The organism is Thermanaerothrix daxensis (assembly GCF_001306145.1).
Classification (GTDB): Bacteria; Chloroflexota; Anaerolineae; order Anaerolineales; family Anaerolineaceae; genus Thermanaerothrix; species Thermanaerothrix daxensis.
Genome location: NZ_LGKO01000004.1, coordinates 193,349 through 220,245, shown reverse-complemented (window position 1 = coordinate 220,245; position 26,897 = coordinate 193,349). Strand labels below are relative to the sequence as shown.

The following is a 26,897-nucleotide window of genomic DNA, read 5'->3' as shown; positions in this document are numbered from 1 at the left end:
CGGGGTGTCCTGAAAAGGGCACTCCGTTGCTCTTTACGTCTCTTCAATCCTGTATATAATATTCCCCTAATTACCCAGATTTGTGTATACAGGTTGTTGGAATCTCCTTTATGATATCTTCTGAGAGCGAACTCAACCGCATTCTCAATACCCTGAACCAATCCTCTACCCTGGTAAATCACCTGGGGTTGAGTGACTCGATCACCCTGGAGGGATTGTTAAACCTGGTAGTTAACAGTGTGGTATGTATTATCCCGGGCAGTTGTGCGGTTTTGTTCTTATATGACCCAACACGTGAGGCGTTTCTCCTTGAATCGCGAGTTGCTGCTGGGGAACGGCTAATAATTAATGATCCCGGCCGGGATGCCCCACGTCCTCAGGGCTTGGGTTGGAGGGCGGTCAGTCGTCAGCGTCGAGTACTACTAGAAGAAGAGCCTGACCTGGACCTTCCTGCTCAGCGGCGTTACGAGGGCGCCAGGACGGCGGCGGCATTCCCGCTCATTGTGGCTCGCCGAGTGGTAGGTGTGCTCTATGTTTACTTGTATGAATCCCGTCCATTTACCTCCATAGAGGTTTTTGCACTGGAGAACTTTGCCAATCAGGCAGCCATGGCGATTTACCATGCGCGCCAGGTTGAGCGGGCGCGGGAGGCGATCTGGCGTCGGGACGAAGAATTGGTGCGCTTGCGGCGGGCGGGAATGTTAATTTCCTCTCGACCTCGCCTTGAAGATACCCTGGAGACCATTCTAAAAATGGCGTTGGAGGTGACTAACGCCGAGTACGGAAGTTTTCGGTTGGTGGACATCAGCGGTAACTATCTGCTACCAAGCGTAGTAATTGGTAAATCCATTCAAACCCAGAAAGCCGAGAGATTGCCTATTGATGCGGGAAGCGTCACCGGGTGGGTTGCCTTGCATCGTCAGCCTTTGTGCATCCCGGATGTTCGCGAGGAGCCCTGGGCAGGAATGTACTCCCCCTTGGATCCCGGACTTGAGATTCGCTCTGAATTGGCGGTACCGCTGATCAGCGCCAGTGGTCGGGTGGAGGGGGTACTAAATCTTGAAAGCCCAATTCCTGGGACGTTTTCTGAGGAAGACAGCCATCTGGTGCAGGCATTGGCTAATCAGGCCGTTATTGCCATTCAGGAGGTCAAACTCCTAGATGCTTTGCAGGAATTAACTGAGAAGTTGCTGATAGAACCGTGCCAGACGGTGTTGCACCATTTGGTGGCAAAAGCCTGCCATCTTCTCAATGCGGCAACAGCGGCGATTTGGCTGTTGGAGGGAGAAAATTTACACTTGGTGGCTGCGCTGGAAGGGCATGAGCATGCCGAAAATCTGCCCCTAAATAATTCCTTGATTGGACGCGCTGTGTTGCATCGGGAAGTGGTAATTTCTGCTAACCTGCCTGAGGAAGCCTGGTTCTTCCGCCCAGAACTGGCTCGCCAGCATGGCTGGCAGCGCGCGCTAATTGTGCCATTGGTAGGACAGCGAGAGACTGCCAAGGCCATTGGGGCTTTTGCGGTCTACAGCACCCAACAAGATCCGGGGCATTTTATCGAGTCGGATTGGGATAAAAAAGTCCTTACCATTTTGGCTCGTTACGCCGTTCTGGCAGTGGAAAGTGCTGAACGACAGGCCGAAATCCGAGCGGCTCACGAGCGGCAGATGCTGAGCGAGACGTTTGCGGCGCTAGGGGATGTGGCGGCTAATCTGCTGCACCAAATGAATAACAAAATCGGGGTAATTCCTGTCAAGATAGAGGCCCTTCAGGAAAAAAGCCGAATAACTCTTGAGAAGGATGCCTATCTTGCCCGTAATCTGGAGGAAATCAAAGAAACCACACGCAATGCCTTGAATGCTTTGCGAGAGAGCCTGATCCTATTGCACCCGATTCAGCCCAGCCCGGTTTCTATTCTGGCGTGTGTGAAGGGTGCCTTGCGGGCTGTTTCCATTCCAAAGGGCATCGAGGTTACCCTGGTTAATCTTGAACAGTTGCCCTGGGTGATTGCCAGTGAGCCCAATTTGCGCCTGGTGTTTCAGAATCTGATCGAAAATGCCTGTGAAGTTTTAGAAGGGCAAGGGAAGATTGAGATTGTTGGGCGTGCTGAGGGTGAGTGGGTTGAGGTCAAGATTAGCGATAACGGTCCCGGTATCCCCCCCGATGTTCAAGATCGCATTTTTGAACTGCACTTTTCCAACCGCAAGCCTAGCCATATCGGGTTTGGTCTGTGGTGGGTAAAAACGCTGATGACGCGGCTGGGTGGGTCCGTCAAAGTGAAAAGCCACCCTTCACGTGGAACCAGTTTCTACCTGCGGTTGCCAGCCGCTCCTGTAGGTGAGGAGATTAACGGTGGCGCGTGAACAATTGGGACGTGCGTTGATTGTAGAAGATGATCCGGCTTGGCGATCCATCATTGCGGAGGCCCTGGCCGATGAACGGGTAGAGGCGGATTTTGCCGAAACTTTGATGGAAGCCCAGGAACTGATGCGTCTTCATGCTTACCGTCTGGCAGTAGTGGATTTGTCTTTGGGCGAAGCCTATCAACCAAATCGTAAAGGGTTGGAAGTATTGGCGGCTATCCGCCGTCAGGCACCTTCCTGCCCTTCTATTCTACTGACTGGCTATGCCACGGTGGAGATTGCCGTTGCGGCATTACGCGAGTATGGGGCACTGACCTGCTTGCGTAAAGAGACTTTTACGCGTGCCCACTTCCGTGGTCTGGTGCAAGAGATTCTAGCCAGCGCGCCGATTGGGGTACCCTCAAGTGAAGCCCGTGCCGTTCCTCAGCAGTTGACCGATGAAAAAGCAGAGAAAAAGCCTAGTGCCCTGGTCGTAGATGATGATGCGGGTTGGCGAGCCTTGCTAAGCGATCTAATCAGCGAAGCGGGATTTCGTGTACAAGTCTGCGCCGGCTTGGGCGAGGCGCTTAGCCGTTTGCGCCGTTTCCATTTTGACGTTGCCGTGGTGGATCTTTCGTTGGTAGAGGAAAAGGGGGGAGGGGCATGGGGGGAGGGCGAGGAGATGGGTGGGATTCGCCTGCTAGATCACACCCATGCACGGGGCATCCCGACCATTGTGGTCAGCGGTCTTTCATCGCCCCGACTGGTTGAACGTCTCTATCGAGAAGAACGTCTCTTCGTATTTCTGGAAAAGCAAACATTTGAGCGGGCAGCGTTATTGAGTGCTTTGGAAGAGATCCAATCCCGATGTAGTGCTGAATCACCTTTAGGGGAACTGACTGACCGGGAACGCCAAATTTTGGATCTTCTGGTAGAGGGTTATTCAAATGTCCAGATCGCACAGAAACTGGTGATTTCATTAAACACGGTAAAACGGCATCTGAAATCTATCTTTACCAAGTTAGGGGTCCATAGTCGAGCCAGTGCGGTAGCCCTGGTCATGAAGTATCGTGAAAAGACTCAACCATAATTCACCTCTTGGCAAAGATCGAAAATTGGAATATTGATTTATTAATGTCTTAACTTGCTTTTATTGGTAAGGGGTGTGGTATGCAGCCAGGCCATGCCGCCAATCCTTGCCGAACCTGCGGAGCTTGCTGTGCTTATTTCCGCGTTTCATTTTATTGGGGTGAGACTGATCAGGCGCCAGGCGGGTACGTTCCTGGTGAGTTGACGATCCCCGAGCCGCCGTATTCCCATGTCATGCGAGGTACGGATCGCATACCCCCGCGCTGTGTCGCGTTGGAGGGTGAAGTAGGGCATGCAGTGCGTTGCCGTATCTATGAACGTCGTCCTTCTCCATGCCGGGAGTTTGGAATTCAATGGAGGAATCATCGGGCAGTAGTGACACCTGAAGCCCTGGAGCGGTGTAATCGGGCTCGTGCGGCTTGGGGATTGCCGCCCCTTAAGGTTGAAACGGCGCCTGCTCAACAACCTGGTCAGAGACCATCTTCATCAAGGAAGGGCTCCCAAAGCCGGGCTTATTTCAGACAAGGTGCTAATTCAAAAAGATAAAAAGCAATCGGCAGGAATTCGGCCTGCCGATTGGGGGGCGAGTGGATCAAAGGGTCTGAGAGGGCTCTTTTAATCGGGTACCGCAGTAGGGACAGACCAGCCAATCCTCACGGACCGAACGCTTGCACTGGGGGCATTGCAACTGGGCCGGGATGGGGGTGGAACTTGCCGACGAAGTGCCTCGTATCAACCAGATCAGACCCAGAACCAAAAAGGTGATCAGTAAGATGGGTGTGAGGATCATCACCAGCGGACCGAACCATCCCATGAATGGTGGATAAACCCAACGGTGCAATCCCCAGGGTCGCATCGGCATTCGGTAGAGACCAAATTCCCAGCGGTTTATGAGGAGAAGCACCAGGCCGATAAGAAGGATTACCCCTAAAAGACTTCCGATCACAATCAGGGCTACCGTCCAACCCGATTTTTTATTCATTCACACCTCCTTGAAAGATATAGTGAGGAAAGTAGGATTTTCCTTCAATGGTGTGAGAAAGTTTAATGTACCATTATGAAGTTTTGATAAAAGCCCTATGAAGATGGTGTGAAGGCGAGGAGAACAAACACGGGCTCAGGATTTCGTCTCCGTGGTTGTTGGCCTATTCAAAGGCAGGGTGACGTTGAAACAACATCCGCGCCCGGGGGCGCTTTCGACATCAATGCGCCCTTGATGGGCGTAAATCAGATCACGAGCTATGGTCAATCCCAGCCCCATTCCTTGGGGGAAGCGCCGGGCAGCACTGCCTCGCTCAAATGGCTCAAAAATGCGGGTCAGTTCTTCCTGAGAAATTCCAGGGCCACTATCACATACGGAGAAATGAAATTCCCTTTCACTGGTAAAAGCGCGGACCCGGATGGTTCCTCCTACCGGAGTATAACGGATGGCATTGTTAATCAGGTTGCCCAGCGCCTGGGCGAGGCGATCGGGATCCGCCTCAAGGTTGGCAAGGGTTGGAGATAGCTCCACAATCCATTGCTGTCGCTTTTCCTGAGCGGCATGAGCCCATGTAGCCAGGAAAGTCCCCAGCCATTCAGAGGTGTTAATGGTCTGATAGCGAAGTTCAAAGGCTCCAAAGGCTTGCTCATGTAGATGGGCGAGCTCATCGGTCAGTCGTTTCAGGCGTCGGAGTTCCTGTTCCATGCCATGAAGAAGTTCATTGCGTAACTCGGCTTCTTCTGACGCTCCGGCGAGCAAGGCTTGCACTGCCGAAAGGAGCGCGCCCAAGGGAGTTCCCAGTTCGTGAACCAGGTTTGCCAGGAGCCGTCTGCGGGTCTCTTCCAGCGTTCGCAATCGTTCAAGAAAGGCATTGAAGGTATGGGCAAGTAATTGCAATTCCAAAGGGCCTTCTTCAGGGAGAGCCTGGGGAGGTGCGGTGCCAAGGGTAAGTTCATAAGCGGTGCGGCTCAGCCGTTGGAGAGGCCGTTCAAGATCTCGGGTCAGCTTCAAGGCCAAGAGGATGCCTAAAGCCAAACCCCCACTACCTGTTGCGAGGAGAATCCAGCGAAGTGCCGCCGTCCGGTGGGCAATTTCTGCAAAAGGGGTGCTGAGAAAGACGAAGCCCCGGAGGTTGCTCGAACTATCCAAAATAGGGGTAAGAAGGCCTTCATCATTTCCCACTTGGGCCAGGACCACATTACCTGCGCTAACCATTGTGTCCTGGCTTGGAAATTCAAAGCGCGTTCCGATGAGCAAGGCGTCTCCCGGATCTGAAGAGGCCACCAGGTAGCCCTGGCTATCAAAGAGTTCAAGGCGTGTGGGAATAATATCAGAAATGCGCACGAGGAAATCCTGGGCCAGGCGGCGGTTTTGCCAGATTTCGGGGCGATTCGCCAGGAGTTCTGAGACGAGAAGAGCCTGTCGGGAATAGTCGCCCAAAAGGCTGTTAAGGATGACCTGAGAACGGACCAGCGTACCACTGGCAAGAATGACCGCGGGCACGATGAGTAACAACGGGAGGATTCCCAGTAATAAAAGGCGATAGCGCAGACGGTTCATGGAGAACCACCCTGAGGCTCATACCGGTAGCCAACCCCGCGCACGGTTAAGATGCGTTGAGGGTGCTCGGGATCGGCTTCTATCTTTTCACGCAGCCACCGAATATGAACGTACACAACCTGGGGCTGAACTTCGAATTCGGGCCCCCAAATCTGATTAAGCAAGTCCTCGGTTTTGATGACCTGGGGAGCACGGCTGACCAGTAAGTAGAGTAAATCGAATTCTCGCGGCGATAAAGAAAGGGGTGTCCCCTTGAGGGTGGCTTGTCGAGTCTGAGGATCAAGGGAAAGATCATATAGTGTGATCGGTGATCGCGAGACTGGCTGCCCAGCAATCTCGGAACGACGGAGGACGGCTTTGATGTGAGCGAGTAAAACATCTGTGTCAAAGGGTTTGGTTACGTAATCATCAGCCCCTAATTCTAGACCCAGGATTTCGTCTAACTCGCGGCGTCGCGCTGTAAGGAGGATAACAGGGAGAGTAGGCCATTCACGCCGGAGGATGCGAAGCGCTTCCAGGCCATCCATCTCGGGAAGGGTGATGTCCAGCAGTACCAGATCGGGCTGGTTAGTTTTCAGCCAGGCCAGTGCATCTTCGGCCGTGGCCATGGCCTGTACCTTGTAGCCAGCGCGCTCCAGGTTGAATCCCAATGAGCGGCGTAGAAGAGCATCATCATCAACGAGAAGAAGTGTGCGCGGCACTGGTTGCTCCCCATAGAAGGCGGGCCTAGGCGATCTGGAGTAAGCGCTTTACCAGGGTAACGGCGCGGCTGGCATCCGGTGCGTAGCCATCGGCACCAATCTGTTGTGCAAAGGCTTCGGTGACCGGCGCACCCCCCACAATCACCCGAACGCGATCGCGCCAATTCGTCTGTTTCAGGGCATCCAGGGTGAGTTTCATGTTCGACATTGTTGTGGTCAAGAGAGCCGACATCCCCAAAATGTCGGGCTTGTGTTCTTCCAGAGCAGCAATGAATTTCTCAGGGGCCACGTCGGTGCCCAGGTCAATGACCTGAAATCCGGCTCCCTCCAGCATCATTCCGACCAGATTCTTGCCGATATCATGTAAATCGCCTTTGACCGTGCCCAGGACGATTTTTCCTAGAGGTTGAACGCCTTGTGCGACCAACAGCGGGCGTAAGCGGCTGAGGCCGGCCTGCATGGCGCGTGCCGCTACCAGCATCTCGGGGACAAAGTACTCGCCTTCCTCAAATAAACGCCCTACCTCACCCATTGCTCCAATGAGCGCCTGATTCAGAATTACCTCGGCGTCAATTCCATGATCGAGAGCGCGATCAATGCCTTCAACCACTCCACGGGTGTTTCCATCTACAACGGCTTGAAAAATTGCGGTGAGGGTGTCTGGGGGCATGTTTTCCTCTCACGGAAAATTATGTGTTGACAATAATTATAACCAGGAGAGACACAGCTGGGTCTATAATCAGAAAAACCCCCAATAAATGGAGGCCCTCCCTAATTTAGATGCCAGAGGTAGTGCTACTTCCAGAAAATCGCTCAATTGGAGCCCAGCCTGGAGAGACATTGCTTGAGGTGCTTCAGCGGGAAGGATTGGATCTCCTGGCACCCTGTGCAGGCAAGGGCTGGTGTGGGAAGTGCGTTGTGGCGGTGGAAATGGCTGATCCCAATGCCCTTTCCCCGGTCTCTTCAGAGGAGAAAGTGCTTTTGGAGCGACGGGGTTATCTGGAGGGCTGGCGCTTAGCCTGTCATGCCCGGGTGCATGGAAAAGTTTGGGTTCGAGTCCCCGAAACGTCCCAACGTCGCCGCTGGGTAAAGGAGAAAACACTCTTTAGCACAGAATTCCTGACCGAGCCCACAATACAACTCCTCCATGTTACTCTGCCTGGGCGCATGTCCTTCGCTGAAATGGGTTTGACAGACCTGTTGGAATTTGTGAAGAACGCAGTGGGGAAGGGACACCTCGAATGGGTGCCCTCAGCCGGCAAGAGGCTTTTCTCTCTCTGGCAAGATGGAATCACAGAGGTGACTCTCACCCTGTGTGATGATCACAACGTGATTCATGTACAGCCAGGATTTCACGTACACGGTTATGGCGTTGCCATAGATGTGGGAACAACCACATTGGCGGTGTATCTGTGTGACCTGATTGAGGGTCGCATTTTGACCTCAGGTTCAGAATTGAACCCCCAGGTGGCCTATGGGGCGGATATTATTTCGCGCATTGGGTTTGTCCAGACCCATCCAGAAGGCTTGAGAGATCTGCAGCAAACATTAGTCAAGGTGCTCAATGGAATGATTGCCAAATTGGCATGCCGGGTGGGCATTTCGGTAGAAGACATTGTGGAAGCCGTTTTGGTGGGAAACAGCGTGATGCATCATCTGGCCTTAGGTCTTGATCCATCAGGATTGGGAAGTCTGCCTTTTGAACCTGTGCTTCGGCATGCTCTGGATATTCCAGCCCACCAAATTGGATTGTCTCTGGCTCCTGCAGCGCGGCTGCATGTTTTACCTCTAAAAGCAGGTTATGTAGGGGCCGACGCAGTAGCCGCAGTTCTGGGAAGTGGCATCGAAAATATTGAGGGAAATGCTTTGCTGGTTGATATGGGGACGAACGGCGAGATTATCTTGAAGCATGGTGACCGGTTGATCTGCACCTCCGTCCCGATGGGGCCAGTCTTTGAGGGGGCTCAGATCACGCATGGAATGCGGGCAGAGGCAGGAGCCGTGGAACGTGTTAGTTTCGATCCTTTACGGGGACGCTTCGTTTTTTCTCTGATTGGTCAGGATCGTGCAATGGATAAACCCAATCTGAAAGCAAAGGGATTGTGTGGATCGGCAGTGATCGAAATCGTTGCCGAAGCCCTGGCGGCAGGGTTGATAACCCCCGACGGACGCATCCATGAGGGACAGGGTGCGGCATGCATTATCCGAAACTCTACCCATCAGTTGGCGTTAGAAATTGTTCCTGCGGAAGCAAGCAGTACGGGATCCCCTTTGGTGCTCACCCAAAGCGACGTGCGGGCTGTGCAGTTGGCAAAGGGGGCTCTGGCTTCGAGCCTGACCCTCTTATTCGAACGGGTGGGGATAAGGGGCGAGGATCTCTCTGCGATCCTTTTGGGAGGGGTTTTCGGTACTGTGCTCAGTCCACGTCATGTGATGGCTTTGGGATTGCTTCCTTCTATTAGGCTAGATCGCATTCGCGGGGTGGGAAATGTAGCAGGAGCAGGGGCTTGCATGGCACTGCTTAATCGCACCCTGCGTTGTCATGCCGTGGACTTGGTAGAGCGAATGGAGTACTTACTCATCCCTCAGGATGCGGGTTTTCAAAACCATTTTATCAATGCCCTGCGTTTCCCCGAGCAAACCGAGGCGCGAAAGATGCTCAGCTACGCCTGAGGCGAGTGGATCCAGGTCAGGACTTGGGCAACTGCCTGTTCAATCTGGTCAAAGGCTTGTGCGGTCATCCATTCTGGGCGCAAAAGCTGGCCACCCATGCCAATTGCCACAACGCCAGCCTCGAACCAGGCGCGAATCGCTCTCTCTTCGAGGGGGATTCCCCCAGTAGGGAGAAGCTTGAGCCAGGGCATCGGGCCGCGCAGGCTGCGGACGTAAGCCGGGCCACCCAGGGAATCGGCGGGGAAGAGTTTAATGATCTCCACACCTGCGGAGAGGGCGTGCACAATCTCGGTAGGTGTGGCAGCACCAGGAATATAGGCCACTCCGTGGCGATGGCAAAGGGTGGCGATGGAGGGATCAAAAACCGGACTGACAATAAAGTCGGCTCCCCGAGTCAGGTAGAGAGCTGCTGTAGAGGCGTCTAAAATTGTGCCAGCCCCGATCACGGCTTCGGCGCCCTCAAATTCTCGGCGCAGTGCTGCAAAAACTTCTAAAGCGTTTTTTCCCCGGTGGGTAAATTCAATTACTGTGGCACCTGCCCGCAAGCAGGCTCTGGTAACCTCGATGGCGGTCTGGGGATGAGGGTTGAAGAAAAGGGGAATAATGCGCTTTTCCAGGATGGCGCGATAGACCATTAGGCGATCCATTCCATTCTCCTTTTTATTTACTTTTCAACCCAGGCCAGGAAGCGGGCAGGATTATCTATCAAGAAACGTTGTACGGTAACTGGCGGAAGACCCTCTTCAATCAAACGGGACACAAAGCGCCATAGAATGTAGGTCAGTCCCGGTCCGTTTCCAAAGCCGAAACTCGGCCAGTAACTTTTGCGGGCCAGATCCCCGGAAAGCATGATTTGATCAGCATGGCCCTCGGCAACCAGTTGTTTGATCATCTCAATCCGCCGGCTATCAGGGGCGTATTTTTCTTTGCTGATTTGATCAAAGCCCAAGTAAACCCCTGTGCGGGCAACCGTGAGCAGGTAATCCGGATCCAGATGACGGTCCAAATGTCCAATTAAAATGCGTTGGGGTGAAACCCCCGCGCTGGTTAATAACTGGATCTGTTCCAAGGCCATTGTCCCGGCCTCGGTATGCGTGGAAATGGGTGCCCCGGTGGCCTGATGAGCCAGCGCCGCGGCTTTGAAAACGGTGACCTCAGAAGGGGTGATTTCATTAAGGCTGCTGGATGCTTTGATAACCCCCGCACGTACTCCGGAGTGATTGATCCCGTGAGTCAGATCCCGGATCATTTCTTCTGCCAGGGTTTCCGGGGTACGTTCTGCTACCCATGAAGCACTAAACTTGGCCTTGTTGAAACCCGTTGTGGCAATGATATGCACGCCGCTGGCTTCGGATATACGGCGCAGCACATCGGGGTTACGGCCGAGTTCAGGGGTGGTCATCTCCACAATAGCGCTTCCCCCGGCTTTTTTGAACCAGGTGACTTCACGAATGGCGGCCCCCAGATCATCCAGACGCAGGTCAGGGTCTTGAGAGGCAAATGGTTCGGGGGGCAGGAAATACAGGTGTTCGTGCATGTATGTGACCCCTAAATCGCTCGGATTCAGGTCACCGCGGACGGTGCGAATAAACGCCATGGCTTTCACCTACCTTTCTCAGATGAGTGGATAGCGACCGTAATCCTGGGCTGCCTTGAACAGGATCACCACGTTCTGGGGAGGAATGTCGGGCTGTAAATGATTACTGGGGGCTAACACGTATCCTCCGCCTGCGCCTAAGAGACGAATTCGATTTTTTACCTCCTCGATGACTTGCTCGGGGGGGCCTTGCAGGGCTTGCTTGATGTCTATCCCGCCCCAGAAGCAAAGTTGACCCTGATAACGAGCCTTCAATGAGGCCCAATCAACGCCGGGCAATGGTTCAACACTGTGGAAAATATCTATGCCGAGGTCAACCAATCGCCCCAGGAAAGGAGCCATATTTCCATCAGAATGGAAGAGCAGTTTGATGTGCGGGGCCAGGCTTCGGATAGTGCTGATCAGCCGTCGCCAGGCTGGGGCGAAGAAGCGGTCGAACATGCGTGGGGAAATGATTGGATGTTCACCCGCGTAATCATCGCCGGGCAGTTCCAGCACATCCAGCCAGGGCCCAGCAGTTTCAAGGTAACGGACAAAAAGGGTGTCCAGGACTTGAGAGACCTGAGCGATCAACACTTCGGCAAATGAGGGGTTGTCAACGAGATCCATCAAGAATTGCTCTGTCCCACGTAGTGTGCAGCAGCGTTCGAAGATTCCGTAGGAATCTGGAGCCCGTCCGACCACAGCGTAGGCGGTGTGCTCACGCAGATAACGCGCACGTTCTTTCAGTTCATCCAGACGCAGGTAGGCATCCACCTTAGGCCAGGGGTAGGTTTCTAGATCCTCCACCGTGGCAGAGGCCAGCGGGTGAGAGGTGGCGGTGAGGTAAGGCCCACTTTGGGTGTAAGTGACCCCCCAGGCATCGGCACCACCCCCTTTTTGAGGTCCGCCTAAGTCGGGAAATCCACACCACACGTGGCGTATGTCGATTTCCAAAGCCTCAAGGATACGGTCATCATAATGATTTACGGTGTGCCCGAGGCGGCGGCGGAAAGGCGGGAGCGGTTGTCTGAGATTAAGATATTCGACTAGCTTAAAGTACAACCCATCGGTGATGCCATAAGCGCTTCCCCATAGGGCCGTGGGGACTCGGTCTGGTTCGGTGTGGTGCAAGGCGGCTAACAGACGTTCTCGTGGCTTCATTGTAGCGGGCATCGTCTTCTCCAAAAAATTAATCTAGAATGGCACCAATCTGACGCAAGCGTTCCTGCAGTCGGGAAATTGGGATCTCTGCAGGGGTGGTTTTGTGCTGCGCTGCCCAGGCGGCCGCAACGCCAGCTGCCTGGCCCATTGCCATACATTGTCCCATGCTGCGTACCGAAGCATGTGCATCGTGATCGGCAGATAAACAGCGTCCTGCAACGATTAGCCCTTCGCAATTGGCGGGGAGCAGACAGCGATATGGGATGTGGTAGGTTTCGCCCTCGGGCAGATACTCCCAGCGGGTATCCTTTCCAGCATGGTGTTCCTCAATCGGTGCACCACATTGGGCAATGGCGTCCTCGAACTTGCGACCATTCAGAACATCCTCTCGGGTCAGGCGATAGCGCCCCCAAATGCGTCGGCTCTCACGCACCCCAATTTGCACGCTGAGCCCTGCCAAACAGGCACGTTCATAACCCGGAACACGTTCGCGCAGGAAACGAAAATATTCCAGGGCTTGCCGACGTCCCTCTATTTCCGCCTGGCTGAGTTGTTCAATGTCAGTTGGATCCACCTCTACAACGCGAGTCATGTTGGTTGCCATTACGCCGGGCAAGGGAGAGATGTGTACGCTGCCCTCCTTACGGGGCAGATCGTAGGCACCTTCAGCAATAGCCTGTGCCATTCGTTCGTGTAATTCCTTTCTGGTCACCTGGGTGGCGCGCTGAAGGTCCACATTGAGCAGCCGAAATGTCGTGGTTAGCGCCTGCACTGGTCCGTGACTTGCACTCTCATAAGGTACGCCTGCCAGGGCTGCAATATCGGCGTCGCCAGAGGCATCCACAACCACACGTGGGCGGATGCGAAGGAAACCGCTTTTGGTGGCTGCTGTGACGGTTTCGATCCGCTCACGATTAACCGAAACCTCCACGGCCAGCGTGTGGAAAAGGATCTTTACCCCCGCGCGAATGGCCAAAGTCTCCCATACAACTTTCAGAATTTCAGGATTGTAGGTGATGCCATTCCCCGCCCCATAAGTATTTGGGCGGATGAGCATAGAGTCGTGTTGAGCAAGGGCTTCAACAATTTCATCTGGGATTCCTCCGACTACTTTACGAGGGTGAGATCCGGGGGTGTAAAACCCGTAGAATGTATCCAGGACCTGGGTGCTGATCCCTCCCAGGAAGCCGTATCGCTCGACCAGCAGAGTCGCCGCACCTTCGCGGGCCGCTGCAATGGCGGCGGTTGCTCCCGCCGCCCCCCCGCCCACCACAAGGACCTCGACCTCGATCTCCTTATAGGGTTTGCGTTGCCAGATGTCCATAAATCACCTCTTTATAATACCGTCCAACCCCCATCCACAGTCAGAATAGCACCTGTAATAAACGCCGCGTGGTCAGAGGCCAGAAAGAGGGCTGCGTAGGCTACGTCTTCGGGATGGCCGAAATCTCCGGTAAGTGGTTGTAAACGCAAAAGTCGCTCTCGGATCTTTAGACTTTCCTGGGTACGTCGGCTCATAGGTGTGGCGATTAAGCCGGGGCAAATGACATTGGCACGGATATGGTAGGGGGCATAGTAAGCCGCGATTGCCCGTGTGAGGGCAATCACTCCGCCTTTGCTAGCCGCATACGCATGAGTGGCAAAATCTTCGTCACCCCCGACCAGCCCCAACACGGAGGCGATATTGATAAGCACGCCGTGTCCTTGTTGCAGCATCTGGCGAACAGCAGCGCGTGAACCCAGGAATGCGGTGCGCAGGTTAAGGTCCAGGGTGTAATCCCACCCTTCCTCGGTGCATTCGGCAATTGGGCCGTCGCCGTATTTGCGTCCGCTGCCACCCGCTACGTTGACCCAAATATCCAGGTGATCATAATGATCACGGATCATCTGGAGGGCACGTTCCAATGAGGGGGAAGAGGTCATGTCGGTGGGAATATACATTCCCTGACTTCCGGATTCCTGAATTTCGCGTAGGAATTCCATCTCCACCTCAGGATTGATGTCCAGGCCGATCACCTGGGCACCTTCCTGGGCAAAAACCCGTGCCGTGGCACGACCAATTCCACTGGCGGCTCCAGTGACCACAGCAACCTTTCCTTCAAGCCAACCTCTACTCACTTTTCGCCTCCACAACGTCCATATACACGCTGAACGCGGGCGCGATAGTCATCGTAGCAGGCCTCAAAGCGCTGATGGGAGCGTTCTTCGCCTAAAAAGTAGTTACTGGTCAGCACCAAAGGTGGCTTGCCCATTTGGGTCAGGCGTTCGGCGATGGCGCACTTAATGGCATTCACGACCGCTGCTCCGCCGATGGTCGAACCGGGGCCGACGGGATCTTCCAACCCCTCAATCCAGACCATAGCATCGCCCGCGGGAGTACAGTTGTCAATGACAATGTCGGCAATATCTATCAATTTTTTCCCTGAAGAGTGAAGGGCACGCACAGCCCGGCAATGCTCAACCGATACTACCGCGATTAACGGCATACCCTGGCGCTTGGCTTCCAGCCCAACTTCAACTACAACCTCATTGACGCCACTATTGGAAAAGATCATAAAGACATCTGGCGGCGCGAAGACAAAATTGCGCATGATCACCCGTCCCAGGCCCTCTACGTGTTCCAGAAACATGGCCTGACGCTGACCATTCGCTCCCACAACGGGGTTGTGGTAGGTGAGTGAAAGTTCCACAATGGGATGAAATCCCGGGAAACTCCCATGCCTGGGGAACATTTCTTCTACCATCATCCGAGAATGCCCCGTGCCAAACAGGTGCACCAGTCCGTCGTTTGCAATGGCATGAGCACATAATTCGGCCGCTTCCTGGATCATATCCATCTGAGTCTGGCGGATTCGTTCCAAAATATGCATGGCCTGTTCTAAGTAATCCAGAGCTGCCTGACCAGTGTTCATTGGTGACCTCCCTCAAGGAGAGAAAGGGAATATAAAAAAGAGCTGCTAAAGGGTGTGGACGACAGTAAACTCAAAGCGGTCGGAACGATAATAACTGAGCGTGTGCTCGATGGGCTCGCCGTTTTCAAGGAATGCCGTTGTTTTCACCAGAAGCAGAGGAGCTCCCAACATGGTTTGTAGGAGTTCGGCCTGATAGGGAGAGGCAGATACAGCACTGAACGCATGGGTAATACGAGCAACGATCAGGTTGTAATTTTGTGAGAGCACTGCATAAAGAGAATGGGTGTTGAAATCGTAAGCCTCCAGTCCAGGGCAATGCTCGGTCACAATGGTGGCATGCTGGATGCCTATGGGCTCTTCATCCCCAAAGCGCAAGCGGGTCAGGTAGAAGCAGGGGGCTCCCTTTTTAGATTGGAATGGTTCGGGGGCTTGTTCGTCTAAAACCCCGGGAGTTTGTCTAAGGACCATTGAGCGGGGGTGTTTTCCCATTTCCTCCATCTGCTGGGAAAAGGAACGATCCAGGAAAAATCGCTGTGCATGTTGTGGCGCCATGACATAAGTTCCAATTCCGCGGTGACGTTCCAGCCAACCTTCGTCTACCAGGCGCATTACTGCACTTCGGACGGTTTGGCGCCCTACTCTGTAAAGATCACACAGTGTGAGTTCTGGCGGAAGCAATTCACCTGGTCGTAATGCGCCGGTGCGGATGAGGCGTTTAAGGTCGGCATAGACCTGGTAGTATAGGGGAAGGGGGTTGTGCGGATCGGCTGGGCGAATATCCAGGTTGAGGGCAAGAGACGGTTGAGAAGCCATGATTATCACTCGTGCGGATGTGCAAGGGAACCCTTGGGCAATTATAGTCCTTATTTGTGCTTAAGTGCGAATGTCCGAACAATAAACAATGCCTTTACCCTGCTATGGTTTGGTTCACATCTCAGGGATTAGTCTCTGTGTTGACTGTGGTAAGCCCATAGGGCTGCGCCGACGACCCCGGCGTTATTTCCCAGGCTACTCGGGACAATTTCAATGCGCTCTTTGGGCACGACAAAGACGCGTTGATGCAGGGTGCGCCGAATTGGATCGAGGAGAAGGTCACCTGCTTGAGCGACCCCGCCGGCTATGACCACACGCTCAGGGTTGACCGCTACTACCACATTGGCAACCGCTGTGCCAATATAGCCACCTGCAATTTCAAAGATCTCGCGGGCAACTGCATCGCCGTTGCGCGCAGCGCGTGCGATGATCTCGGGGGTTATGCGGTTAAGATCATAGTCCACCAATGCTCCAATTTGCGTTGTCCAGCCCTGTGCTACGGCTTTCATGCCCATGGCGGCGATTGCCGGACCCGAAGCAAAGACCTCAACACAGCCATAGTTACCGCACCCGCAACGGGGCCCGTTCACATCCACCGTTATGTGCCCCAATTCACCGGCGGTGCCTCCGAACCCCAAATGGAGTTGGCGATTGATCACCAGGCCACCTCCAATGCCCGTTCCAATGGCAAAGCACGCCATGGTATTGACTCCCTGACCCGCACCAAAGCGCCACTCCCCATAGGTAATGGCGCGCACGTCATTGATAATGACGGTTGGCAAGGTAGTGCCAGCCTGAACATAATCTGCCAGGGGAACGTTAGGCCAGGTGGTGGGCAGGTTAGGCAGGAACAAGACAACCCCACGCTCCATGTCCACCGTTCCGGGCACTCCAATGCCAATTCCTCCAATTTCCTGGGGAGAAAGGCCACTTTCTTGAATCACCCGGTGGAATAGGTCAATCATGCGTTGAATGACAGCATTGGGGCCCTCACGGGAAAGGGTGGGGGTTGAAATGGCATGATGGACGGAGCCGTCAGTGACGTTCACCAAAGCCGCGCGAAGATTAGTGCCACCCAAGTCACAGCCGATATACCATTCTTTCATAGTCACCTGTGTTGCATGGAGTCAATGAGAATAAAATGTGAGAGGGGTTTTTCTAATTTTAAACCCCTCTCACATTTTCGTTAATGGACGTATGGCCGAAGCACATCGCGGGCAATCAGGAAGCCGCGTTTGACCAGATCCTCGGTGCCTTCAAAAGCCCGATCCTCATGCTCAATGCTCAGGACATAATCATAGCCGACCCGGTAGAGAGCCCCGATAAACTTACCCCAATCAACTTCTCCAAACCCGGGTAAGCGCGGTACCTGCCAGCCCATCCCCTGAGAAAGCACCCCGTTATTGTAGAGGCCTTCCCGGTCAATCATCAGGTCTTTGGCGTGCACATGGAAGATGCGGTCTTTGAATTCGTAGACCACCCGCACATAGTCAATCATCTGTAAGATGAGATGGGAGGGGTCAAGATTCAGGCCAAAGTTCTCGTCCGGGATGATCTCCCACATTTTGCGCCATATGGCAGGTGTGCTAGCGAGGTTGTTGCCTCCCGGCCACTCATCGTAAGTGAAAATCATGGGGCAGTTCTCAATGGCGATCTTTATGCCGTGCTCACGGGCGAACTTTACAATGGGTGGCCAAACTTTGGCGTACTCCTCCAGATTTTGGGGGACCGTTTTGTTTTTATCTTTACCGATGAAGGTGCCCACAATAGGAACCTCGAGCATCTCAGCGGCAAGGATAACTTTCTTAAGGTGTTCAATAACGGTTTGGCGATGGTCCGGATCGGGGTGTAACGGGTTGGGGTAGTACCCCAATGAAGAGATTTGCAGGCCATAATTTTTTAACATGGCTTGAATTTCTTTCGCGCCTGCGGGGGTCAGATTGGTGACGTCAATGTGAGTTACCCCAGCATAGCGTCGCTCGGCTTTGCCAGGCGGCCAGCAGGCGATTTCCACCATTTCAAAACCGTTCTCGGCGGACCAGGCCAGGAATTGTTCCAGACTCCATTGGGGGAATGCAGCACTGAACAGTCCAAGTTTCATGGTAACCTCCTCCTCTTAAACTAGAGATCATACTGAACTTCGACCCAACGGCCCTCTTTAGCACTGCGCTCAATGGCTTCTGCGATCAGCATTTCATGATGCCCGTCCAGGAAGGTGGGGAAATCGGCAGGCGCAGTGTAATCCCCACGTTCAACGTAGTCGTAAACTTTCTTGAACAGTTGTTTGAAGATATCGGGGAAACCCTCGTTGTGCCCGCCCGGGTAGGAGGCAATGGCACGGGCTTCCGGTGAAAGCAACGAGGGGTCTTTGAGAAGCACCTCATTGGGTTTGTCGCGATAGCCCAGCCAGAGTTCGTTAGGGCGTTCCGAATCGAAAGCCATGGCGGCTTTGGAACCATCAATTTCAAAGTACAGCCGGTTTTTTCGTCCCGCGCAGACCTGGGCAACGGTAACTACTCCGCGCACATCGTTTTCGTAACGCAGCAGTATGGTGGCGTAGTCTTCAGTATAAATGGGTTGGTCAACGTAATCTTCTGGGGTGAGGAGTTTGCCGGTGTAGGTCTCAACAGGTTTAGAGGGTTTCTTGCGCACGGGAATGAAGGTCTTAAAATCGGCAAACACGGCTTTAACTTTCAGCCCGGTTAAGAAGGTGAGAAGATCCAGCCAGTGCGAGCCAATATCCGCCACAGCGCGCAGTGTTCCTCCCAGTTCGGGTTCAAGCCGCCAGTTCCAGTCAGTCGGATAGAGCAGCCAGTCCTGCAAGTAGGACCCCTGCAAAATGAACAGGTCACCTAAAGCACCCTGTTGGATCAGCGAGCGGGCATGGTGAAGGAGGGGGTAAAAGCGTAGGTTAAAACACACGGCGTTGACCAGCCCTTTTTCGCGCGCCAGTGTGACCAATTCAGCGGATTCACGGCTATTCATTGCCAGCGGCTTATCGCAGATGACGTGCTTTCCCGCCAGCAAGGCTGCCTTTGCCTGCTGGTAGTGCAGGTAGTTGGGCGTTGCCAGGTGAACTGCAGTGATTTCGGGGTCGGCGATCATCTCCTCGTAAGAAGCGTAGGCTTTGGGAACGCCCAGAGCGGCTGCCTTTTGCCGGCTTCTTTCTGGGGTGCTGGAGACCAGACCGACGACGGGTATGTTAATGCGGCGTAAGGCTTCAATATGCGCCGGGCCGATGAATCCAACCCCGGCTACTCCTACCTTGATTGGTTTATCTTTGCTCATGTTTTCCCCTCCAGACGAGAATTAAGCCTTACTGAACCGAGTTTTGGCGGGCGCGGAAGGCATCCAGGATGGCCGCAGTTGCCGTGGCGCCTACACGTGTGGCGCCAGCGTCTATGATTTCCAGGATGGCCTCCAGGGTGCGAATGCCTCCCGCGGCTTTGACCTGAACGCGCGGACCTACCGAGGCACGCATTAAGCGCACATCTTCCACGGTTGCGCCACTGGGCGCGAAGCCGGTGGAAGTTTTCACGAAATGTGCGCCCGCTTGTTCAGCCAGTTGGCATCCGCGTACAATTTGTTCTTTGCTCAGGTAGGCATTCTCGAGGATCACTTTCACAATGTGGCCCTTGGCGGCGGTGACGACCGCCTGGATGTCCTGGCGCACAAAATCATCATTACCTGAGCGCAGTTCCCCGATATTGATGACCATATCAAGTTCGGTGGCACCATCTTCAAGGGCTTGGAGTGCCTCAGCGACTTTGATTGCAGTAGTAGAAGAGCCGTGTGGAAAACCAACCACCGTTCCTACGGCAACATCACTGCCTTTGAGCACTTCCCACGCCAGGCGCACATGGCAGGGCTTTACACAAACCGAGGCTACATGATACCGGGCTGCCAGTTCGCATCCTTGAATGACCTCGGCTCGGGTCAATTCGGGACGCAAAAGCGAGTGGTCAATGGTTTTGGCAAGTTGTTCGTAGGTGATGGTCTGACTATTGAGAATTGGATAGTCCATGGGATTGACCTCGCGTGATAGGGATTACTGTCGGAGAGCGCGTTGACGACCGTAAGCCGCCAACAGGACCAGCAAGATGGCACCGTAAACGATTTGGCGGAGGTGTTCTTCCATGCGCAGGGTGGTGAGCAAACTGGTGATCAGGGTCAGAACAATGGAACCAGCCATGGTACCCCAATAACTTCCAACCCCTCCTGAAAGCACGGTTCCCCCCATGACAACTGCGGCGATGGAGGGCAGAGTATAGGGATTACCCAGGTTGAGGAAGACGCGTTCGTAGTAGCCCAAGAAGATGAATCCACCAAAAGAGGCCAGCGTACTGCACAGCATGTATGTGGTGATCACGGTGGCCTTGACGTTTACCCCTGAGAGGCGTGCTGTAACGCGGTTTGTGCCAATGGCGAAAAGGTTCTTGCCATAACGGGTTCGTTGCAGAAGCAACCACATCAAGCCGGCAAAGGCCGCCCAGATGTAAAGGATTCCGGGAATACCAAAGAGCAATGGTTCGGTGGTGATCTTGGAGAGGAGGGGCGCCGAACCTCCTTCCAAACTGCCTTGGGTGACGGCAAAAATTAGCCCCTGGATAACTGTGGCCATGCCAAGAGTCATGACGAGGGGAGGGATGCGCAAATAGGCTACCCCGATTCCATTGAGGGTCCCAATGATCATCCCAGCACCGAGCGAAGCCAGGAACCCAATCAGGATGCGGTCATCGCGTTTGCTGATCAGACCATAAGAAATGATGGCTCCTAGTGTGACCATGGCCCCCACCGAAAGATCAATCCCCTCGCCCCCGCTGATGATAACCAGCGTTTGGCCCGCTGCCACGATGCCGAGGAAGGCAGCCAAACGCAGGATGTTCATGGCCAATTCAAATGAAGTGAAGCCGGGCTGAATCAAGCCACCCACAAAGAAAAGTACAACCGCCAGAGCCAGCGCGATTAGGGTAGGACTGATGCGTCGTTTCATGCCTCACGCCTCCCACGAATGAGTGCCCATAGCCCTGGCCCGGCTAGAATGAGCATAACTACCAGGCCATTGACCAGCGTTTGCCACCAGGAGGGAACATTGGCAAATGAGATAATATTGCGGATAATGGCGAGGATAAAGACCCCCAAAAGGGTTCCAATCACTCCACCAGCACCTCCGCTGAGGGCTGTGCCCCCCAAGACGACCGAGACTATGGAGGGCATGGTCATGTCCAGTCCGATGAGCGCCGAGCCTGTGCCAATGGACATGGTCAGTAAGGTTCCACTCAGGGCGGCCATCAGACCAGAGATGACGTAAGAGAAGAACTTAATCCATTCTACAGGAACAGCGCTCATGTAAGCGGCGTAAGGGTCGCCCCCGGTAGCGTAAAGGTATCGCCCAAAGCGCGTGGAGCGCAGGTACCACCAGAGTAAAGCCACTCCAAGAATGATCCATAGTGGGAAGGTGATTCCCAAAGGAGCGCTACGATAGGGTTGCATGAAGAAATCCGGTACACTGCCCCCTGGGCGGGGCAATATCCACACCGCAATGCCGGCAAAGATGGAGGTGGTGGCAAACGTGGTGACCAGGGGTTGAAACCTCAAGAAGGCAATGCATGCGCCATTGAGCGCCCCTGCCAGAGTACCAGCCAGAAGGCCAAGGGCTAGTGCTGTCAGAACCTGAGATTGGGTAGCATCGGCCCCCATCCGGGTAACTAAGATCACATTTACCATGGAAACAATGGCACCTACCGACAAATCAATTCCCCCTCCGATGATCACAATCGTCTGCCCCGCAGCCAGCAAGACCAGGGGGAGGTAGGTGCGTAAAAGCCCCACCAAGGCGATGGGTTTGAAAAAATTCTGTTGTAAACTGGCATTGATAATCACTCCCAGAATGAGCAAAAGGAGTGAGAACAGAAAATACTGGCGCCCTAGACGGCGTAGCAGACCCGAATTCAATGCTGCTTTCATGACCCGCTCCTAAACACTGCTGCCCATTGAGGCGGCCACCAGTTCCGAATGGACCAGGCGCTCACCAGAGAGGTCGGCAGTGATTTTGCCATCGTGTAAAACCATTACTCGGTCACACAAACCTAGTAATTCCTCATCATCCGTACTGTAGAAGAGGATAGAAGTTCCCTCGGCGCGCAACTCCGAAAGGAGTTTGTAAAATTCGCTCTTGGTGCCCACGTCCACCCCTTTGGTGGGGTCATCCAGGAGGAGGATTTTTGGACGGCGTAGCAGCCACTTACCCAAGACTACCTTTTGAGCATTACCACCACTTAGGGTATTTACTGGGGCATCCAGTCCGGCCATTACCAGTTTAAGCACATTAGCAATCCCGGCGGCATCTTCCTGAGCCTGGCGGACGCGCAGCGGGAAACCGTATTGCTTCCATGAGGGGAGGAGCAGATTATCCAGAATGGATTGGATGGGAAGGAGTCCGGCGGTGTTGCGTTCGCCGGGCACATAGGCAATTTGATGACGCATTGCCTCCTGGGGCCGATGAATACTTACTGGTTGCCCGTGCAGGAAAATGCGACCCGAGTAGGGAATAGCACCAAACAGGGCTAAAAGGAGTTCAGTTTGTCCCTGACCTTGCAAGCCGCCGAGACCAACCAATTCGCCACGTCGTAGGACAAAACTCACATTTCGCAGGGTGGTTGTGGAGAGCGATTCTACCCTCAGTATCTCTTCAGCCTGGGAGGTTTCGGGTCGCTTGCCATTGGTGCGGGTTGCCACGCCACCCTCAATCATCAAGTTGATCAACTCCTGCTGACTGAGCTCGTTGATGGGTGCGGTCGCTACTGTGCGTCCGTTGCGTAACACTGTCACACGATCGGCAATGCGGTAAATCTCATCCAGGCGGTGAGAGATAAACACAATGGCCATTCCCTGGTTCTTCCATTCATTGATCAGTTCAAAGAGGCGATTAACCTGGCGCGAATCGAGGGAAGCTGTGGCCTCATCCAGGAACAGAATGGAAGGTTGCCATGAGAGCGCTTTGAGGATCTCGACAATTTGTTTCTCACCCGGAGAAAGCGAGGCAATAGGTAAATCTGGGTCCAGGTGATTATGGGTTGTTCCCTCAAAGAGGGCTAACATCTCCTCAGTACGTTTACGCATCTCGGCGTCACGAAGCACGGCGCCGGTACCCTGCCATTCATGTCCAAGCCAGATATTCTCGGCAATGGTCATTCTGGGTACCAGGGAAAGCTCCTGGTAAACCGCCACGATGCCAAGCGCACGGGCTGCCTGGGGGGATCGGAAGACCACCTCGCGATCGTTGAGGAGTAGCCGCCCCCCGTCGGGAGCGACTACTCCGGTCACGATCTTACCAAGGGTGCTCTTCCCACTCCCGTTTGCACCTACCAGGGTCATGACCTCGCCGGCGTGAACTTCAAGGTTGCCATCGGCAAGGGCAACTACACCCCCGTAATGCTTAACCAGATGCTGAGCGGAAAGGGACACCTTGTTCATAGGGCATTATTTGAAGAACGCGCTAACCTCAAGGTCGTTCATGACCGAATCCAGGGTGTACCAGTCGGTTTTATCTTTGACGATTTCATAGTACACGTCAAAGTTCTCCTTGGTCACCACACCCGGGATCGGCACGTAGAGGGTATTCCCGGCCGCGCCTTTGAGGATGCCGTCTTTGAGTTGCTTTCCCTGGAGCAATTTGATGGCGACGCGGAGGCCGGTAGCGCACTGGCCGGGTGGGTTGATGACGCCGATGGACTCGAAATCGGGCTTGGACTGGAGGACTTCCTTCCAGGCCTGGAGGTAACCGGCGCGGGCTTCGCCGACCATGACGGGCCACTTGGCGGGGTTAGCAGCCTGCACAGCGCGCAGCGCACCCAGGGCGACGCCATCCTGAGCCCAGACACCGTCAATGTTGGGGTAAGCGGCGAGCATGTCGGCCATCTTCTGCTGGCCGGTGGCCTGATCCCACTTGCCCTCGACGCTGTTGAGGATGTTGATGCCGGCCTGCTGGAAGACCTCGGTAGCGGCCTTGACGCGGGCTTCGTTAGCGGGGTGGCCGGTGATGCCGTTGATCATGACGACATTGCCCTTGCCGCCGAGTTTTTCGACCAGCCATCGGGCGCTGATGCGGGCCCATTCGGCCTGGTCAATGGCGACGTTGATGGCACCCTTGGCGGAGACCTCCTGGTCCACGGAGACGACGAGGATGCCGGCGTCAATGGCTTCCTGGAGGACGGCGTTGAGGCCGGCGGCGTCCGAGGGGTTGACGATGATGGCGTCAACGCCCTTGTTCATGAGGTTGCGGATTTGCTGGATCTGGCCCTGGACATCGGTGTCGTAGGATTCGATGATGAGTTCATTGGTGATGCCCTGAGCCATGTACTCGGCGTTGACCTCCTGGAAGTCCTTGATCATCTGAGAGCGCCACTCGCTGCCCACAAAGGGGTTGGAGATGCCAATGGTGAACTTCTTGGGGGCTGGTGCGCCCTCGAAGAAGGCATCCACTTCAGCGTCGCTCAAAATCGAATCCAGGGTGTACCAGTCACTCTTGTCTTTGACGGTTTCATAGATGGTATCGAAGTTACGCTTGGTTACGATGCCGGGGATGGGCACATAGATGGTGTTGCCGGCGGCGCCCTTCAGGATATCGGAGCGCAACTTCTTCCCCTGGAGCAATTTGACGGCGACGCGGAGGCCGGTGGCGCACTGGCCGGGTGGGTTGATGACGCCGATGGACTCGAAATCGGGTTTGGACTGGAGGACCTCCTTCCAGGCCTGGAGGTAACCGGCGCGGGCTTCGCCGACCATGACGGGCCACTTGGCGGGGTTAGCAGCCTGCACAGCGCGCAGCGCACCCAGGGCAACGCCATCCTGAGCCCAGACACCGTCAATGTTGGGGTAAGCGGCGAGCATGTCGGCCATCTTCTGCTGGCCGGTGGCCTGATCCCACTTGCCCTCGACGCTGTTGAGGATGTTGATGCCGGCCTGCTGGAAGACCTCGGTAGCGGCCTTGACGCGGGCTTCGTTAGCGGGGTGGCCGGTGATGCCGTTGATCATGACGACATTGCCCTTGCCGCCGAGTTTTTCGACCAGCCATCGGGCGCTGATGCGGGCCCATTCGGCCTGGTCAATGGCGACGTTGATGGCACCCTTGGCGGAGACCTCCTGGTCCACGGAGACGACGAGGATGCCGGCGTCAATGGCTTCCTGGAGGACGGCGTTGAGGCCGGCGGCGTCCGAGGGGTTGACGATGATGGCGTCAACGCCCTTGTTCATGAGGTTGCGGATTTGCTGGATCTGGCCCTGGACATCGGTGTCGTAGGATTCGATGATGAGTTCATTGGTGATGCCCTGAGCCATGTACTCGGCGTTGACCTCCTGGAGGTCTTTGATCATCTGGGAACGCCACTCGCTGCCCACAAAGGGGTTGGAGATGCCAATGGTGAACTTCTTCGTGGGTTGCTCGCCAGCGGGCGGTTGGGTGGCGGGCTGCTCACCAGCAGGTTGAGTGGGTGCAGCTGTTGGCTGCCCACCACACGCGGTCAGGATCATGGCCACGATAACCAGCAGGCTGACAAGCCACAGGGTGGGTTGGAATTTACGTTGAGACATATCTCACTCCTCCTTGAAAGGATACATCAGAAAAGGTACACAAGGTGAATCTTAAACGGCCTGGATTCGAGGGTGTGGGAAGGGGATTTTTATCTGGCTTACGACCACCTCCTTTCAGATCTTCATTCCGGTTAGTCTTCGTCGTCAATGCCAGGAGTTGCAAGGGTGGTGAAGATGTGCTCCAATGCCAGGTAAATGGCGCCGTATATCCCGGCTTCACCGCGTAATGAGTTATATTCAATGCGCAGGTCACGGGTGGAAAGCGGCAGTGAGCGCGCCAACACAGCCTGCCGAATGGATGAAAGCAACTGATAACCGATGTTGCTAACTCCACCCCCAATAAGGATAAGGCTTGGGTTGAAAAAGTTGACCACACCAGCCAACATCTCACCAATGAGTTTGCCGGATTCCTGGATCAGGCCAATTGAGACACGATCACCGCGGGCAGCGGCAATGCCCACATCCTTGGCGGTAAGGACCCCGTTGTTGCTTTCCATCAACTGCTGGAGGATGGGGCTGCGGCCTTCTCGTGCGGCTTGCATGGCTTTGGCTGCAATGGCCGGACCGGCTGCCATCGCCTCCACACAGCCACGGTTACCGCAGTGGCAAATGGGTCCGTTATAATCCACGCAAATGTGGCCTACATCCCCTGCACAACCACTGCTTCCGCGGTAGATTTTGCCCTGGCAGACAATGCCACACCCGATTCCGGTTCCGATTTTTATGAAAATGAAATTTTGGGCGTTGATATTTTTCCCCCTGCGCAGTTCCCCAAGCGCCATGACGTTGACGTCGTTATCTACGATGACAATGGCTTGGGGAAAAACGCGGTTAAAGTACTCACGGATGGGGAAGGCTTCCCAACCGGGCATAATGGGCGGTGCAATCAGCAAACCGGTAGAAAACTCGACTGGCCCCGGAACGCCGATGCCAATTCCGTGGATTTGATCAGGCATCAGTCCCGCGTTCTGTAGCATTGTCAGCATTTGGTCTTTGATCATGCCCAGCAGAACGTCGGGCCCGTCCCGCACGTCCGCGGGTGCATCGAAGCGTTGCAAGATGCGGCCAGTGAAATCTGAGAGGGCAATATCAACGCTGGTTGCTCCCACGTCGACCCCAAAGATGTAACCAATGCTGGAGGAGAAATTGAGCAAGCGTGCGCGCCGCCCACCGCGCGATTCATCGTCCCCCACCTCCTCAAGAATACGACGCTCAATCAGGCTTTGCACGGCAGCGCCGATCTTGGCCCGGGAATAACCGGTACGCCAGGCTAATTCGGTGCGGCTGAGCGCTCCGTGTTGGCTGAGGAGATCTAAAATCATTTTCTCGGCGCGACTGAGAACATAGGGGGAGGGCTGGGACATGGGACAACCGGCCGGCAGAAGTTAATTTGATTATAGCAATAAAAACTTTGTATGTAAAGTAGCAAAAGTGTTAATATTTCTATCTTTCTTTGACTAAGTTCGATAATTGTTCGCTTTGTTAGACAGCCGG

The 26,897-nt window shown here is 54.6% G+C and carries 24 protein-coding genes; 4 read left to right on the top strand and 20 right to left on the bottom strand.

Annotated features, from left to right (window positions below; all coding sequences use genetic code 11):
• The first annotated feature begins 110 nt into the window (after positions 1 to 110).
• The 3 genes from SE15_RS08100 to SE15_RS14920 all read left to right on the top strand — a co-directional run bounded on the left by SE15_RS08100 (position 111) and on the right by SE15_RS14920 (position 3,977).
• The gene (locus SE15_RS08100; RefSeq protein WP_054521617.1) at positions 111 to 2,363 is read left to right on the top strand and encodes a GAF domain-containing protein; all 2,253 of its coding nucleotides are present in this window, start codon (positions 111 to 113) and stop codon (positions 2,361 to 2,363) included.
• Positions 2,353 to 3,432, top strand: coding sequence for a response regulator (locus SE15_RS08095; protein WP_054521616.1), 1,080 nt, complete (start codon positions 2,353 to 2,355; stop codon positions 3,430 to 3,432). Before SE15_RS08100 ends, SE15_RS08095 begins: the two co-directional genes overlap by 11 nt.
• An 80-nt stretch (positions 3,433 to 3,512) precedes the next feature.
• Positions 3,513 to 3,977, top strand: coding sequence for a YkgJ family cysteine cluster protein (locus SE15_RS14920; RefSeq protein ID WP_083461809.1), 465 nt, complete (start codon positions 3,513 to 3,515; stop codon positions 3,975 to 3,977).
• A 46-nt stretch (positions 3,978 to 4,023) separates the two neighbouring features.
• On the opposite strand, the gene SE15_RS08090 is transcribed toward SE15_RS14920, so the two are convergent.
• The 4 genes from SE15_RS08090 to SE15_RS08075 all read right to left on the bottom strand — a co-directional run bounded on the left by SE15_RS08090 (position 4,024) and on the right by SE15_RS08075 (position 7,344).
• Positions 4,024 to 4,413 (bottom strand): zinc ribbon domain-containing protein, encoded by a 390-nt coding sequence (locus SE15_RS08090; RefSeq protein ID WP_054521615.1) that lies wholly within the window; start codon positions 4,411 to 4,413, stop codon positions 4,024 to 4,026.
• A 135-nt stretch (positions 4,414 to 4,548) separates the two neighbouring features.
• Complete coding sequence (locus SE15_RS08085; RefSeq protein WP_054521614.1) at positions 4,549 to 5,973, bottom strand: HAMP domain-containing sensor histidine kinase; 1,425 nt, start codon at positions 5,971 to 5,973, stop codon at positions 4,549 to 4,551.
• Complete coding sequence (locus SE15_RS08080; RefSeq protein WP_054521613.1) at positions 5,970 to 6,674, bottom strand: response regulator transcription factor; 705 nt, start codon at positions 6,672 to 6,674, stop codon at positions 5,970 to 5,972. The genes SE15_RS08085 and SE15_RS08080 overlap by 4 nt, the downstream gene beginning before the upstream one ends.
• Before the next feature lie 25 nt (positions 6,675 to 6,699).
• Entirely contained in the window at positions 6,700 to 7,344 is a 645-nt protein-coding gene (locus SE15_RS08075; protein ID WP_054521612.1) for a corrinoid protein, read from the bottom strand.
• Between the two features lie 110 nt (positions 7,345 to 7,454).
• On the opposite strand from SE15_RS08075, the gene SE15_RS08070 reads away from it, so the two are divergent.
• On the top strand, positions 7,455 to 9,347 hold the full coding sequence (locus SE15_RS08070; protein WP_054521611.1) for an ASKHA domain-containing protein: 1,893 nt from the start codon (positions 7,455 to 7,457) through the stop codon (positions 9,345 to 9,347).
• Here SE15_RS08070 and eda read toward each other — a convergent pair.
• The 16 genes from eda to SE15_RS07990 all read right to left on the bottom strand — a co-directional run bounded on the left by eda (position 9,338) and on the right by SE15_RS07990 (position 26,767).
• Positions 9,338 to 9,994, bottom strand: coding sequence for a bifunctional 4-hydroxy-2-oxoglutarate aldolase/2-dehydro-3-deoxy-phosphogluconate aldolase (eda, locus tag SE15_RS08065; RefSeq protein WP_054521610.1), 657 nt, complete (start codon positions 9,992 to 9,994; stop codon positions 9,338 to 9,340). The two genes, SE15_RS08070 and eda, sit on opposite strands and share 10 nt — an antisense overlap.
• 17 nt (positions 9,995 to 10,011) lie before the next feature.
• A complete protein-coding gene (locus SE15_RS08060) occupies positions 10,012 to 10,944 on the bottom strand; it encodes a phosphotriesterase family protein (RefSeq protein WP_054521609.1) in 933 nt (310 codons plus the stop codon).
• Positions 10,945 to 10,962: 18 nt separating this feature from the next.
• Positions 10,963 to 12,099: a uroporphyrinogen decarboxylase family protein gene (locus tag SE15_RS08055; RefSeq protein ID WP_054521608.1), complete on the bottom strand. Its 1,137-nt coding sequence runs from the start codon at positions 12,097 to 12,099 to the stop codon at positions 10,963 to 10,965.
• 16 nt (positions 12,100 to 12,115) lie between these two features.
• Positions 12,116 to 13,411 carry an FAD-dependent oxidoreductase gene (locus tag SE15_RS08050; RefSeq protein ID WP_054521607.1) on the bottom strand — a complete coding sequence of 432 codons (1,296 nt, stop codon included), beginning with the start codon at positions 13,409 to 13,411 and terminating at the stop codon, positions 12,116 to 12,118.
• An 11-nt stretch (positions 13,412 to 13,422) separates the two neighbouring features.
• The gene (locus SE15_RS08045) at positions 13,423 to 14,205 is read right to left on the bottom strand and encodes an SDR family NAD(P)-dependent oxidoreductase (protein ID WP_054521606.1); all 783 of its coding nucleotides are present in this window, start codon (positions 14,203 to 14,205) and stop codon (positions 13,423 to 13,425) included.
• Positions 14,202 to 14,999: a sugar isomerase domain-containing protein gene (locus SE15_RS08040; protein WP_054521605.1), complete on the bottom strand. Its 798-nt coding sequence runs from the start codon at positions 14,997 to 14,999 to the stop codon at positions 14,202 to 14,204. Before SE15_RS08040 ends, SE15_RS08045 begins: the two co-directional genes overlap by 4 nt.
• 45 nt (positions 15,000 to 15,044) lie before the next feature.
• Entirely contained in the window at positions 15,045 to 15,812 is a 768-nt protein-coding gene (locus SE15_RS08035) for a GntR family transcriptional regulator (protein WP_054521604.1), read from the bottom strand.
• A gap of 128 nt (positions 15,813 to 15,940) precedes the next feature.
• Positions 15,941 to 16,918: an ROK family protein gene (locus SE15_RS08030; protein WP_054521603.1), complete on the bottom strand. Its 978-nt coding sequence runs from the start codon at positions 16,916 to 16,918 to the stop codon at positions 15,941 to 15,943.
• Positions 16,919 to 16,998: 80 nt separating this feature from the next.
• Positions 16,999 to 17,913, bottom strand: coding sequence for a sugar phosphate isomerase/epimerase family protein (locus SE15_RS08025; RefSeq protein ID WP_054521602.1), 915 nt, complete (start codon positions 17,911 to 17,913; stop codon positions 16,999 to 17,001).
• A 20-nt stretch (positions 17,914 to 17,933) separates the two neighbouring features.
• On the bottom strand, positions 17,934 to 19,100 hold the full coding sequence (locus SE15_RS08020) for a Gfo/Idh/MocA family protein (RefSeq protein ID WP_054521601.1): 1,167 nt from the start codon (positions 19,098 to 19,100) through the stop codon (positions 17,934 to 17,936).
• 28 nt (positions 19,101 to 19,128) lie between these two features.
• Positions 19,129 to 19,836, bottom strand: a complete 708-nt coding sequence (gene deoC, locus SE15_RS08015; protein ID WP_054521600.1) for a deoxyribose-phosphate aldolase — start codon at positions 19,834 to 19,836, stop codon at positions 19,129 to 19,131.
• 24 nt (positions 19,837 to 19,860) lie between these two features.
• Positions 19,861 to 20,805, bottom strand: coding sequence for an ABC transporter permease (locus tag SE15_RS08010; RefSeq protein WP_054521599.1), 945 nt, complete (start codon positions 20,803 to 20,805; stop codon positions 19,861 to 19,863).
• Complete coding sequence (locus SE15_RS08005) at positions 20,802 to 21,779, bottom strand: ABC transporter permease (RefSeq protein WP_054521598.1); 978 nt, start codon at positions 21,777 to 21,779, stop codon at positions 20,802 to 20,804. The genes SE15_RS08010 and SE15_RS08005 overlap by 4 nt, the downstream gene beginning before the upstream one ends.
• Positions 21,780 to 21,788: 9 nt before the next feature.
• Positions 21,789 to 23,288, bottom strand: coding sequence for a sugar ABC transporter ATP-binding protein (locus SE15_RS08000; RefSeq protein WP_054521597.1), 1,500 nt, complete (start codon positions 23,286 to 23,288; stop codon positions 21,789 to 21,791).
• 6 nt (positions 23,289 to 23,294) lie between these two features.
• A complete protein-coding gene (locus SE15_RS14615) occupies positions 23,295 to 25,403 on the bottom strand; it encodes an ABC transporter substrate-binding protein (protein WP_083461808.1) in 2,109 nt (702 codons plus the stop codon).
• A 131-nt stretch (positions 25,404 to 25,534) separates the two neighbouring features.
• On the bottom strand, positions 25,535 to 26,767 hold the full coding sequence (locus tag SE15_RS07990) for an ROK family transcriptional regulator (RefSeq protein WP_201778076.1): 1,233 nt from the start codon (positions 26,765 to 26,767) through the stop codon (positions 25,535 to 25,537).
• Positions 26,768 to 26,897: the final 130 nt, after the last annotated feature.